This is a genomic window from Thalassorhabdomicrobium marinisediminis, from assembly GCF_003072065.1.
In the GTDB taxonomy this organism is placed as follows: Bacteria; Pseudomonadota; Alphaproteobacteria; order Rhodobacterales; family Rhodobacteraceae; genus Octadecabacter; species Octadecabacter marinisediminis.
Genome location: NZ_QCYG01000007.1, coordinates 106173 through 118779 on the forward strand (window position 1 = coordinate 106173; position 12607 = coordinate 118779).

The 12607-nt window shown below is 65.3% G+C and carries 13 protein-coding genes and 1 tRNA gene; 6 read left to right on the top strand and 8 right to left on the bottom strand.

Annotated features, from left to right (window positions below; translation table 11 throughout):
- Positions 1-45: 45 nt before the first annotated feature.
- The 6 genes from speB to DC363_RS11875 all read left to right on the top strand — a co-directional run bounded on the left by speB (position 46) and on the right by DC363_RS11875 (position 4830).
- Positions 46-1008: an agmatinase gene (gene speB, locus DC363_RS11855; RefSeq protein ID WP_108641539.1), complete on the top strand. Its 963-nt coding sequence runs from the start codon at positions 46-48 to the stop codon at positions 1006-1008.
- Between the two features lie 113 nt (positions 1009-1121).
- Entirely contained in the window at positions 1122-3161 is a 2040-nt protein-coding gene (locus tag DC363_RS11860; RefSeq protein WP_108641375.1) for an ASKHA domain-containing protein, read from the top strand.
- Between the two features lie 90 nt (positions 3162-3251).
- Positions 3252-3325: transfer RNA gene (locus DC363_RS11865), tRNA-Gly, on the top strand.
- 185 nt (positions 3326-3510) lie between these two features.
- The gene (locus DC363_RS16700; protein WP_146180783.1) at positions 3511-3900 is read left to right on the top strand and encodes a hypothetical protein; all 390 of its coding nucleotides are present in this window, start codon (positions 3511-3513) and stop codon (positions 3898-3900) included.
- A 115-nt stretch (positions 3901-4015) separates the two neighbouring features.
- Complete coding sequence (locus DC363_RS11870; protein ID WP_108641376.1) at positions 4016-4366, top strand: RidA family protein; 351 nt, start codon at positions 4016-4018, stop codon at positions 4364-4366.
- Complete coding sequence (locus tag DC363_RS11875; RefSeq protein WP_108641377.1) at positions 4363-4830, top strand: acyl-CoA thioesterase; 468 nt, start codon at positions 4363-4365, stop codon at positions 4828-4830. The genes DC363_RS11870 and DC363_RS11875 overlap by 4 nt, the downstream gene beginning before the upstream one ends.
- Positions 4831-4857: 27 nt before the next feature.
- On the opposite strand, the gene pgi is transcribed toward DC363_RS11875, so the two are convergent.
- The 8 genes from pgi to DC363_RS11915 form a co-directional block, all read right to left on the bottom strand.
- On the bottom strand, positions 4858-6474 hold the full coding sequence (pgi, locus tag DC363_RS11880) for a glucose-6-phosphate isomerase (protein ID WP_108641378.1): 1617 nt from the start codon (positions 6472-6474) through the stop codon (positions 4858-4860).
- A gap of 8 nt (positions 6475-6482) precedes the next feature.
- On the bottom strand, positions 6483-7145 hold the full coding sequence (pgl, locus tag DC363_RS11885) for a 6-phosphogluconolactonase (protein WP_108641379.1): 663 nt from the start codon (positions 7143-7145) through the stop codon (positions 6483-6485).
- Positions 7146-7149: 4 nt separating this feature from the next.
- Positions 7150-8601 carry a glucose-6-phosphate dehydrogenase gene (gene zwf / locus DC363_RS11890; protein WP_108641380.1) on the bottom strand — a complete coding sequence of 484 codons (1452 nt, stop codon included), beginning with the start codon at positions 8599-8601 and terminating at the stop codon, positions 7150-7152.
- Positions 8602-8736: 135 nt separating this feature from the next.
- The gene (locus DC363_RS11895) at positions 8737-9369 is read right to left on the bottom strand and encodes an HNH endonuclease (protein WP_241962991.1); all 633 of its coding nucleotides are present in this window, start codon (positions 9367-9369) and stop codon (positions 8737-8739) included.
- Positions 9370-9517: 148 nt separating this feature from the next.
- A complete protein-coding gene (locus tag DC363_RS11900; RefSeq protein WP_108641382.1) occupies positions 9518-10186 on the bottom strand; it encodes an alpha/beta hydrolase in 669 nt (222 codons plus the stop codon).
- Positions 10183-10809: a DNA-3-methyladenine glycosylase family protein gene (locus DC363_RS11905; protein ID WP_241962992.1), complete on the bottom strand. Its 627-nt coding sequence runs from the start codon at positions 10807-10809 to the stop codon at positions 10183-10185. Before DC363_RS11905 ends, DC363_RS11900 begins: the two co-directional genes overlap by 4 nt.
- Positions 10809-11537 carry a cobalt-precorrin-6A reductase gene (locus DC363_RS11910; protein WP_108641384.1) on the bottom strand — a complete coding sequence of 243 codons (729 nt, stop codon included), beginning with the start codon at positions 11535-11537 and terminating at the stop codon, positions 10809-10811. The genes DC363_RS11905 and DC363_RS11910 overlap by 1 nt, the downstream gene beginning before the upstream one ends.
- Positions 11534-12595 carry a cobalt-precorrin-5B (C(1))-methyltransferase gene (locus tag DC363_RS11915; protein WP_108641385.1) on the bottom strand — a complete coding sequence of 354 codons (1062 nt, stop codon included), beginning with the start codon at positions 12593-12595 and terminating at the stop codon, positions 11534-11536. Before DC363_RS11915 ends, DC363_RS11910 begins: the two co-directional genes overlap by 4 nt.
- Positions 12596-12607 lie beyond the last annotated feature (12 nt).

Consider the following 12607-nt stretch of genomic DNA (forward strand, 5'->3'; position numbering starts at 1 on the left):
CGGGCAGACTTGCGACAGGCTGCGATCTGGGGCACGGTCCGTCCCATGAAAAATTCCTATGATACAGGTCGTCTGAACCTGCCCTTCGTCGGCATCGCCACCTTCGCCAAGAAACCCTATGTCGCCGATTGGGCGACGCTGGACGCCGATGTGGCGGTGCTGGGCGCGCCCTTCGACTTCGGCACCCAATACCGCCCCGGCGCGCGCTTCGGCCCGCGCGCGGTGCGCGAGGCGTCGACGCTGTTTTCCTTCGGCCACGCTGGTGCCTACGATCATGAGGATGACACCACCTATCTGGGCGAGGATGTGCGCATCGTCGACATGGGCGACGCGGACATCGTCCACACCGACACCGAGACCAGCCACGCCAACATCGAGACCGGCGTGCGCGCGGCGCTGGATGCGGGCGCCCTGCCCGTGGTGATCGGCGGCGACCACTCGGTCAATATCCCCTGCATCAACGCCTACGACGGCTCGCGCCACGGCGCGCTCCACGTCCTGCAAATCGACGCCCACCTCGATTTCGTGGACGAACGCCACGGGGTGCGCAACGGGCACGGCAATTGCATGCGCCGCGCGGCGGATCAGCCCTTCGTGACCGGCATCACCCAAGTCGGCATCCGCAACGTCAGCTCGACCACCCGCGAAGGCTATGAGGACGCGCGCAAGATGGGCACCGACATCCTCTCGGTGCGCCAGCAACGCGCCTTGGGCGCGGTTGAAACTATCGCCCGCATCCCCGCAGGCGCGAAGCTCTATATCACCATCGACATCGACGCCTTCTGCCCCTCGATCGCGCCGGGCACCGGCACGCCCTCGCACGGCGGCTTTCTCTATTACGAGGTGCTGGAGATGCTGCAAGAGGCGGCCCATCGGCACGAGATCATCGGCATCGACCTTGTGGAAGTGGCCCCCGACTACGACCCCACAGGCTCGACCGCGGTGCTCTCGGCGCAACTTCTGCTCAACCTGCTGGGCTTTGTGTTCCACCACCGGTCAAACGACTGACACCGGCACACAAACCGGCCTCATGACGGTCTTGAACATTATTCCGGCGCGAAGTGGCTGCTTTGTGCCGCGCGCGCAGCTACGATCAGACCAAACAAGCAGGATCGTGCGCCATGACCCAAGACCCCCTCGTCGTCTTCACCCCTTCGGGCAAACGCGGCCGGTTTCCCGCCGGCACGCCGGTCCTGACGGCTGCGCGCCAGCTGGGCGTTGATCTTGATTCGGTCTGCGGCGGGCGGGGCATCTGCTCGAAATGTCAGGTCTCGCCCGGCTATGGCGAATTTTCCAAACACGGGGTGACCGCACGCGAAGGCGCGCTGTCCGACTGGAACGCGGTCGAGGAACGCTATGACGAAAAGCGTGGCCTGGCCCCCGGCCGCCGTCTGGGCTGTCAGGCGCAGATTCAGGGCGATATCGTCATCGACGTGCCCCCCGAAAGTCAGGTTCACCGGCAAGTCGTCCGCAAGGAAGCCAGCACCCGCGAGATGGTGATGGACCCTGCTGTGCGCCCCTATTACGTCGAGGTGGCCGAGCCGGACATGCACACGCCCACGGGCGATCTGGAACGGCTGGCCGAAGCCCTCAAAGAGCAATGGGGCATCGGCTCGGTGACTGCCGGCATCTCGGTCCTGCGGCACCTGCAGCCGGTGCTGCGCAAGGGCAAATGGACCTGCACCGTGGTCTTGCACAAGGGCCATCAGGACGAGGATCACCGCATCCTCTCCATCGCGCCGGGCTTTGACGAGACGCGGCTTTACGGCCTCGCTGTGGACCTTGGCTCAACCACCATCGCCGCCCATCTGACCGATCTGCGCAACGGCACCGTCGTCGCCACCTCGGGCGCGATGAACCCGCAGATCCGCTTTGGCGAGGATCTGATGAGCCGGGTGAGCTATTCGATGATGAACCCCGGCGGCGATCTGGCGATGACCGCCGCCGTGCGCACCGCGATCAACGCGCTGACCGACACGCTCGCGGCTGAGGCGAACATCCAGACCGACCAGATCATGGAGGCGGTCTTCGTCTGCAACCCGGTGATGCACCACCTGCTGCTGGGCATCGATCCGGTTGAACTGGGACAGGCGCCCTTTGCGCTGGCCACGTCGAAATCCGTCTCGCTGCATCTGGCCGACCTTGACCTGACCTCCATGAATCCCGCCGCGCGGGTCTTCATCCTGCCCTGTATCGCGGGCCACGTGGGCGCCGACGCGGCCGCCGTCGCGCTCTCCGAAGCGCCCGACCAGCAGGACGAGCTGACGCTGGTGGTGGACGTGGGCACCAACGCCGAGATCCTGCTGGGCGACAAGCGCAAGGTGCTGGCCTGCTCCTCACCCACCGGGCCTGCCTTCGAGGGCGCGCAGATCAGCTCGGGCCAGCGCGCCGCGCCGGGTGCCATCGAGCGGATCGAAATCGACCCCGTCACCAAAGAGCCGCGTTTCCAGATCATCGGCTGTTCGCTCTGGTCCGACGATCCCGCTTTCGATGCGGCCATCGGCAAGACCGGCGTCACCGGCATCTGCGGCTCGGGCATCATCGAAGCGGTGGCCGAGATGCGCATGGCGGGGCTCTTGGACAGCAAGGGGCTGATCGGCGGGCCGACCCAGACCGGGACCGAGCGGTGCTTTGCCGAAGGGCGCACCCATTCCTATCTGCTCTACGACGGCACCGAAACCGGCGGGCCGCGCATCGCCATCACCCAGGGCGACATCCGCGCGATCCAGCTTGCCAAATCGGCGCTATACGCAGGCTCGCGTCTGCTGATGGACGAGATGGGCACCGACACCGTGGACCGCGTCGTGCTCGCCGGGGCCTTTGGCGCGCATATCTCGCCCAAACACGCGATGGTGCTGGGGATGATCCCCGACGTGCCGCTGGACAAGGTCGTCTCGGCTGGCAATGCCGCCGGCACCGGCGCGCGCATGGCGCTGTGTTCCGTGGCCGCACGTGCCTCGATCGAGAAGACCGTGCGCGAGATCGTAAAGATCGAGACCGCCATCGCGCCGCGCTTTCAGGAGCACTTCGTCAACGCCAGCGCCATCCCCCACGCCGCCGACCCCTTCCCCATCCTGCGCAGCACCGTCCCGCTGCCCGACGTGGACTACAACACCCAAGGCGACAGCGGCGGAGGCCGCCGCCGACGCCGCCGCGCCTGACCCGGATTAAGCCGGTCGCCGCCCGCCCGCCGCAAATCTGCACGAACCCGATTGACGCCCCCCGCCGCGCGGCGTATCCCATCCCCTGCGGCGGGTATGGTGAAAAGGTATCACGAAAGCTTCCCAAGCTTCAGTTACGGGTTCGATTCCCGTTACCCGCTCCAAGGTTTCATGTGGTTGTGTCCAAGTATTGGCTAAGTCATCTAACCGCATGCCGACGGTCCGTTAAGAATCAGCCTGCTCGATAAGAATACAACGATGTCCGATTGACGTCGCTCCCCAGATTCTTCAGAGTCTTTCTGTAAATGATAGTGCAATGCTACTATCCGAGATGTGATAGGACGCTCATATGAAAGATGCAGTTGATCGGTTTGACGAATACAATCGAAAATCATCTGAGAACGCCAGATTGGCAATTTCCGCAATCGTTGTATTAAACTCTAGTGCGTTCTTAGCGCTGCTAACACAGACATCTAAATTAATGGAAAGCGGTGCCCAACCATACCTAGCTTCATCGATTAGCTTCTGGGGTTGCGGTGCCGTTCTAGGATGTCTTGCATGGGTCTTCGCATTCCTTTCAGCATATAATAACGCCGCTAAGCTTAAGCGAAATATGGACCATTGGTTAGATCTTCTCATCCCTTTGTTCACGTTACTTGGGTTTGTTTCAGTATGCGCCGCAATATATTTCTTCTTGCAAGGTTTAGTGAATCTCGTAGGCGAGATTGAAACCTCCTAGGTTCGGATAACTTCATGGCGCGTTTGCGCCACTCTTCAACGCCCCCCACAAAGGCTTGCCTTCCCCGCGCTTCCGCCGTTACCTCGTGCCAATCTTTCAAGCAGGAGCTTTCCCCATGTCCCAGATCACCCGCATCGACACCAATGCCCGCATGTCTCAGGTCGTCATCGTCAACGGCATCGCCCATCTGGCCGGGCAGGTCGGGGCCGAGGGCGGCACCGTGACCGAGCAAACCACCGAAATCCTTGAGAAAATCGACGCCCTGCTGGCCAAGGCGGGCACCGACAACAAACGGCTCATCACCGCGCAGATCTGGTGCGCCAACATGGCCGAGGACTTTGAAGAGATGAATGCGGTTTGGGACGCCTGGGTGCCCGACGGCTTCGCCCCCGCTCGCTGGACCGGTGAGGCCGTGCTCGCCACCCCCGGTTACCGCGTCGAAATTGTCGTGACCGCCGCCGTATGATCCCCTATCTGACGCCGCTCACAGACGGAGATCTGCGGGCGGCGGGCATTCCCGCGCCCTGGAGCTATGGCATGGCCGACCGCGTGCGCTTTGGCGAGGTCGACATGCTGCACCACGTCAACAACGTGGTCTATCTGCGCTGGTATGAGACGCTGCGCGTCCACTACATGGACGATTACGGCATCTACACCAAGGCGGGGCCAGAGCCGAAACTGGTGGTGAAATCCGTAAGCCTCGACTACCGGGCCGAGGTGACGCGCGGGGCGAGCTATATCAACGTCGCCCGTACCACCGAAATGCGCAACACCAGCTTTGCCATGGAGTATGCGACCTTTGTGGACGGGCGGATCACCACCACTGGCGCGGCGGTTGTCGTGCTGCTGAACGCCGACAACAGCAAGCGGCCGCTGCCGGACGCTCTGCGCGACACCCTGCGGGATCGCGACGGGGCCGTGCAGCTTTAGCCGCGCCGCCCCCGCTAAAGCCCGTCGCTACAGCCCCCGGTCGCGCAGGAACCCCACCAGCCCGGCGGTGGACCCGTCCTTGCCGCTGGCGTCCGCGCCCTCGACGATGGGTTGCAGCGCGGTGGCCAATTCCTTGCCCAGCTCCACGCCCCATTGATCGAAGGAGTTGATGCCAAGGATCACGCCCTCGACAAACACCCGATGTTCATAAAGCGCGATGATCTGGCCCAGCCGGAACGGGGTGAGCTGCGGATAGGCCAGCGTCACCGAGGGCCGGTTGCCCGGGAACACCCGGTGTTTCGCCTGCCGCTCCAGCTCGTCACCCTCGAACCGGTCCGCCACTTTCGCGCGCGCCGCGTCCAGATCGCGGCCCGTCATCAGCGCCTCGGACTGGGCCAGACAATTGGCGACCAGCAGCTGGTGCTGGTGGTGCAATTCGTCCCGGTGGCCCCGCGCCGCGACCAGAAATTCGCACGGGATCACGCGGGTGCCCTGATGGATCAACTGATAAAACGCATGCTGCCCGTTGGTGCCCGGCTCGCCCCAGACCACGGGGCCGGAGTGCACTTCAAGATCCGCGCCGTCCATGCTCACGCCCTTGCCGTTGCTCTCCATCTCGAGCTGTTGAAGATAGGCAGGCAAGCGGCTGAGATTGTTGTCATACGGCAGAACCGCGCGGGTCGCGTAGCCGCAGATCTGGTTGTGCCAGATGCCCACCAGCGCCAGCATCAGCGGCAGGTTGTCGGTGCCTTCGGCGGCCTGAAAATGCCGGTCCATCTGCGCCCCGCCGTCCAGAAAGGCGCGGAAGGCGCGCGGCCCCACGGCGATCATCAGCGACAGCCCGATGGGCCCCCACATGGAATAGCGCCCGCCGACCCAATCGGCGAAGCCGAAGACGCGCGCAGGATCGATGCCGAAAGCGGCGGTCTTGTCCTCGGCGGTGCTCAGGGCGGCGAACTGGGCCGCTGGATCGCTGACCCGCTCGCTCATCCAGGCCTTCGCTGTTCGTGCGTTGGTCATGGTCTCGATGGTGGTGAAGGTCTTCGAGGCGACGATCACCAGCGTCGTCTCCGGATTGCAAACCTCAAGCACCTGCGCGATGTCCGCCGGGTCCACGTTGCTCACGAAATGGCAGCGCGGCCCGTCGTGATAGGGGGCCAGGGCCAGCGTGCCCATGGCGGGGCCAAGGTCCGATCCGCCGATGCCGATGTTGATCACATCTGTGATCCGCCCGCCCTGCCCGGTGAAGCTGCCGTCGCGCACGGACTTGGCGAAAGCCTCCATCCTTGCGAGCGTGTCGCGCACCTCGCCCATGACGTCCTGCCCATCGACCGTGACCGGCCCGCCGTCGATGTTGCGCAGGGCCGTGTGCAAGACGGCGCGGCCCTCGGTCTCGTTGATGGGCGCGCCCGAGAACATCGCCGCGCGGCGCCCTTCAAGATCGGCGGCCCGCGCAAGGTCCAGCAAAAGCTGCACCCCCTCTGCGTCAAGGTTCGTCTTGGCGTAGTCGAGCTTCAAATCCTCGGTCTGCGCCGAAAACGCCGCCGCCCGGTCGCCGTGGAACAACGTCTTAATGCGCCGGTCGGCCACGTCTTTGTGATGGGCGCGCAGGGCGTCCCATGCCTTTTGCAATTCGGGGGTCATATCGGCTCCTATGTGTCGGCCCAGTGGACCGTCGCCTCGGACAGGACCGTGGCGACCGGTGCCTCATGGGGCTTGAGGTGTTGCGCGCGTTCCAGCGCGTCGCGTTTCTCTGCGCCGGTGATCAGGATATGCTGCGACACCGCGCCCTGCAGCGCCTTGGCGCTCAGTGTCACCCGCGGCTCAAGCCCGTCGCGGGGCTGCACATGGGCCAGGGCTGCATCGGTGTTCAGCGCGTGGTCCAGATCGGCGGAATTGGGAAACAGGCTTGCAGTGTGCATATCCGCGCCCATGCCCAGCAACAGCACCGTGATCGGCAGATGTTCGGCGACTTGTGCTGCCCGCGCCTCAAGCCCCTCGTCCTGCGGCACGATGGGCACGTAACGCGCCTCGGCCGCTGCATCGACCAGCAGCCGTTCACGCAACAACCGCGTGTTTGACCGCTCGTGATCCTCGGGCACCAGCCGCTCATCGGTGAGCATCACATCCACCCGGCTCCAGTCCAGCTGCCGCGCCCCGCAGAGCACGTCGAACATCGGCCCCGGCGTTGAGCCGCCGGGCACCGCGAAAGTCACCCGCTCATGGCTCAGAAGTCCGGTGCGGATCTCTCCGGCCAGTTTGTTGGCCAGATTTATCATCAACATTTCCACATCCGGATATTCGATAAAGTCCATTGGATTACTCCTTGATCCCTTGCCAGCGCCGGCCCTCACGATGCAGCAGCATCAACGCGTCTTCCGGTCCGGTCGTTCCCTGATCGTACAGCTTGGGCACATCGCCGCGCCGCTGCCAGCCCTCGATGATCGGATCGGTCCAGCGCCACGCGGCCTCAACCTCGTCGCCGCGCATGAACAGGGTCTGGTTGCCGCGGATCACATCCATGATCAGCCGCTCATAGGCGTCGGTGGAATCCTCGGCATCCGGCCCCAGAGCCTCGGCGAAAGTCATATCAAGCGGCACGTCGATCAGCCGCATGCCCCCCGGCCCCGGCTCCTTGATCGTCACCTGCAGCTCCATCCCCTCATTGGGCTGCAACTGGATGCGCAGGATGTTGCGGTGGCGCTTCTCGTCGCCCGGAAAGATCGAATGACCGATGTCTTTATAAACCACCGTAATCTCGGACGAGCGCGCCTTGAGCTTCTTGCCCGTGCGCAGATAGAACGGCACCCCGGCCCACCGCCAATTGGCAATCTCGCACCGCAAGGCGATGAAACTCTCGGTGTGCGATTGGGGGTTGCCGGCCTCTTCGCGGTAGCCCGGCGCGGTTTTGCTTGCATCATACTGGCCGCGCACGATGTGATGGGGCGCGGGTTCCTGCAACGCGCGGATCACCTTGAGCTTTTCGTCCCGCACCGCATCGGCGTCGAAGACCGACGGAGCCTCCATCGCGATCAGGCACAACAGCTGCATCAGGTGGTTCTGCACCATGTCGCGCATCGCGCCCGCCTGATCGTAATAAGCGCCCCGCCCCTCAACCCCCACGGTCTCGGCCACGGTGATCTGGATATGGTCGATGTAGTGGTTGTTCCACAGCGGCTCGAACAGCAGGTTGCCAAAGCGCACCGCCATTAGGTTCTGCACCGTCTCCTTGCCGAGATAATGGTCGATCCGGTAGATCTGCGTCTCGTCAAAATGCTGCGCCAGCGTGTTGTTGAGCGCCTGCGCGGTCTCGAGATCGCGGCCGAAGGGTTTCTCAACCACGATGCGGCTGTCGTCGTCGGCGATCTTGTAGTCGTGCAACCGCTCGGCCAGATCCCCGAACAGGCTGGGCGCAACAGAGAAATAGAAGGCATTGACCAGATCGAAGCGGATCAGATCGTGCAACTCGGACCAGCCATCGGTGCCGCGCGCATCCACGGTGATGTAGTGAAGCTGCGCCAGAAAGGCGTCCAGATCCGCGCGTTTCGCATCGACACCGCCGAATTCGCCGATCGCCTCATCGACCATCTTGCGATAGCCAGCGTCGTCCAACTCGGACCGGGCCGCGCCGATGATCCGCGCCCCCTTGGGCATCTGCCCTGCAAGAAACCGCCGGAACAGGCCGGGCAGGATCTTGCGCCGGGCCAGATCCCCGGTGCCGCCAAATATCACAAGGTCGAAATCCTCGACCGGAATCACGCGTGAGACCATTCGCTTCGCCTCTTCCCTCTAATTTCTGCGCAAGTTAGCGCTAACAACCCCTCTCTATCGGGCTGCATGCGGCAAGTCTAGCATCCCGGCCCAGGATCGCGACCCCCAAGGGGGACATCGGGCATACGCTCGGGATCAGGCTTCGAGTTCCGCATCCCAATACAGGAAATCGATCCAGCTTTCGTGCAGATGGTTCGGCGGAAACTTGCGCCCGATGTTGCGCAACTGCTCGGCGGCGGGCTGGCGCGGCTGTTTGCGCAAAGACAGACCCGACCGCTTCAGGCTGCGCGACCCCTTGTGCAGATTGCACCGCGAACAGGCGGCGACGACATTCTCCCACGAGGTGACACCCCCCGCCGCGCGGGGCACCACGTGATCGAAGGTCAAATCGCCGGTGGTGCCGCAATACTGACAGGTGAACTCATCCCGCAGAAACAGATTGAACCGGGTAAAGGCAACGCGGCGCTGGGGTTTGACGAAATCGCGCAGCACCACCACGCTGGGGATCCGGATCTCCATCGAGGGGCTGCGCGCCACTTCGTCATATTCGGCAATGATATCAACGCGGTTCAGCCAAGCGGCCTTGACCGCCTCCTGCCAGGGCCACAGCGACAGCGGGTAATAGGACAAGGGCCGGTAATCGGCGTTGAGCACCAGCGCGGGCCGCTGTTTGAGCCCCGCAGGCTGGCGCACGAAACTTGTCCGGAACGTGCCCGCGACCGGGTCCGCACCGCCCCGCCTGCCCGTGGTGTGAATATCTGTCTGCAAAATCGCGCCCACCCTGTCTACCTGAGACGGCATCAGAGCGGGAGCCCCGCTCCTGCCTATAGGGTGGACTATATATGGCTCTCGAAAGCTGACAAGTCCCAGATGTGGTCAGCGGTCACAGGCGTGTCGTAGGGGCGGCAGGCGGGTTTCAGCCCAGCCCCAGCCGGTCGCGCATGAAGGCCAGCGCCACCTGCAACCCGTCGGGCGCGATCCCGTGGGCGGTGCCCTTCTGGATATGGGCATAGACCTCGCTCCAGCCCGCTTCCTGCAGTGCCTCTGCCGCTTCGGGCAGCGATTGCACCGGCACCACGTCGTCCTGGTCGCCATGCACCAGCAGCACCGGCGGGCGGCTCACGACCTCGTCCTTCAGCAACTCGCCCTCAAGCAAACGGCCCGAGAAGGCGCAAAGCCCCGCAACCGGATCCTCACGCCGGGGCAGCACGTGCAGCGCCATCATCGTGCCCTGACTGAACCCGAAGACCATGACTTGCTCGGGCAGCAGATCCTCGTCCACCATGATCCCGTCGAGATAGGCGTTCAGATCATCCGCCGCTCGCTCCATGCCGGCGCGGGACTCCTCTTCCGAGGAACCGTCGATCCAGGGAATGGGAAACCACTGGAACCCCATCGGCGCGCCGGGGCAGTTCTCGGGCGCGTCGGGGGCGAAAAAGGCGGTGTCGGGCAGATGCTCGGCCAAGGGATCGGCCAGCCCCATCAGGTCCGCGCCATTCGCGCCATAGCCATGCAGGAACACCACCGCCGAGCGCATCTCGCCGGACAGAGGCTCGCGCCGTTGCGATTTCAAAACACGTGTCATCGGATGCCTTCCCTGTTCTTCAAGGTCGCGTAGTAGGCCCAGAGCAGCCGCGCTGCAACCGCTCTCCACGGGGCCCAATCCTCGGCCATGGTGCGGAACGCGGCGGGTTTGGGCCGCTCGGGCAACTCGTAAAGCACCCGCGCCGCTTCCTGCAGCGCCAGATCGCCGGGCGCGAAGACATCCGCCCGCCCCAGCGAGAACATGGCATAGATTTCCGCCGTCCAGGGCCCGATCCCCGGCACCTGCGTCAGCGTGGCGATCACCGCGTCGCTGGGCATCGCGCGCAGGCTGTCGAAGTCAATGCCCGACCGCGCCAGCGCTTGGGTGTAGCGGATTTTCTGCCGGCTCAGCCCCAGCGCCCGCAACTCCTCGGCGCTGGCTTCGGCGCAACGTTCGGGCGTGACCATGCCCGCCGCCTCCATCCGGCCCCAGATCGCCGCCGCGCTGGCGATGCTCACCTGCTGGCCGACAATCGCGCTCACCAGTTGCGCGAAACCATCCGCCCGCCTGCGCAGCGGCAAGGGACCGGTCAGCGCGTAAGCCGCTTTCATCCGTGGACAGCGGGCCGCGAGCCAAGCCATCCCTTCGGCCACATCGGCCTCGGTCTCGATGATCCGCTCCATCACAGCGCCTCCACCCAGGCCACGGCCTCCGCCACCGTTTCCACCCGCACCGCGTCGGGCATCTGTGGACGGTTGAGCATCACCACCGGACAGCCCAGGGCCCGCGCCGCCGCGAGCTTGGCACGCCCGCCCGCGCCCCCGGCGTTCTTGGCCACCAGATGGGTCACGCCCAGCGCCTTGAACAGCGCAACCTCTGCATCAAACTTGAACGGCGGCCGCGCGATGACGAACTCCCCGCCCGCGAAGGGAAACGGCTGATCGGGCGGATCGACCACCCGCGCCAGCACCCGCCGCCCTTCAAGGTTGGCGAAGGCGGGCAGCGTCTGCCGCCCCGTGGCCAGAAACACCACGGCGTCGCGCGGGATATGGGCCGCCGCCTCGTCCGGCGCGTCGATCATCGTCCAGCGGTCCCCCGCGCCGGGCACCCACGGGGGCCGCAACACCTGTGCATAGGGCAGCCCCAGCGCGCCGCAGACCCGCGCCGTGCGCGCGGTGATCTGCGCGGCGAACGGATGGGTCGCGTCCAGCACCGCGCTGATGTTCTCCGCCGCAAGATAGGCGCGAAACCCCGCCTCACCGCCGAAACCACCCACCCGCGTGGGCACCGGCAACGGCTCGGGCCGCCGCGTGGCGCCGGCGAGCGAGGCCACAACCCGCCGTCCCCGGTCCGCGAGCCCCCAGGCGATGCGCCGCGCCTCGGAGGTGCCCGCCAGCAGCAACAGCGTCATGGTGCGGACCGCTCCGCCCGGGCCAGAATCGCCCCCGCGCGGTCGATCACCACGATGTCGAGCCGTTGCGGCAGATGCCCGCCCGCAAACATCTCCATCGCGCGCGCCGCCGCCCGTTGCGCCACCTGCTCGGCCAGCGCGGGCCCGGCCATCTCGTAAGCCTCAAGCGCGGTGTTTGCCGTGGCCAGCCGTTCATCGCCCAGCCAGTCGGCCAATGCGGCGAAATCCACCTGACTGCGCCCCGAATGCAGGTCCACCGCCCCCTGCGCCAGTTTTGTCAGCTTCCCGATCCCGCCGCCAATGGTCACATGGCGCACCGGATGGCGGCGCAGATATTTCACCATCCCGCCCGCGAAATCCCCCATGTCGAGCATTGCGTGATCCGGCAGCCCGTAAAGCGCCTGCACCACCTTTTCGCTGGTGTTTCCGGTGCAGCCCGCCACATGGGTCAGCCCGTCCGCGCGGGCCACGTCGATGCCGCGGTGAATGCTCGCAATCCAGGCGGCACAGGAAAACGGCCGCACGATGCCCGTGGTGCCAAGGATCGACAGCCCGCCCTCGATCCCCAGTCGCGGATTCCACGTCTTTTGCGCGATCTCGGCGCCGCCCGGCACGCTGATCGTGATCTCGATGTCCGGCGCTTGCGCACACGCCGCCGCCACCTCGGCCACGACGTCCTCCATCATCGCGCGGGGCACAGGGTTGATCGCAGGCTCGCCCACGCCAATGGGCAGGCCCGCCCGCGTCACCGTTCCAACCCCGTCGCCCGCCTTGAACACCACCCCCCCGGCCGAGCGCCGCACCCGCGCGATCACCGTCACACCGTGGGTCACATCCGGGTCGTCGCCCGCATCCTTAACGATCCCCGCCTCGGCCCAGGCCGCGCCCTGCCGCGCACCGACCACGTCGAAGACGGGCTGCTCGCCCTTGGGCAGGGTGATCGACACGCGCGCAGGCGCCGCCCCCCACAGCGCCATAAGCGCCGCCTTGGTGGCAGCCGTCGCGCAGGCGCCGGTGGTCCATCCCCGGCGCAATTCCCCTATCGGCACCCGTGTCATCGCCGCGACCTT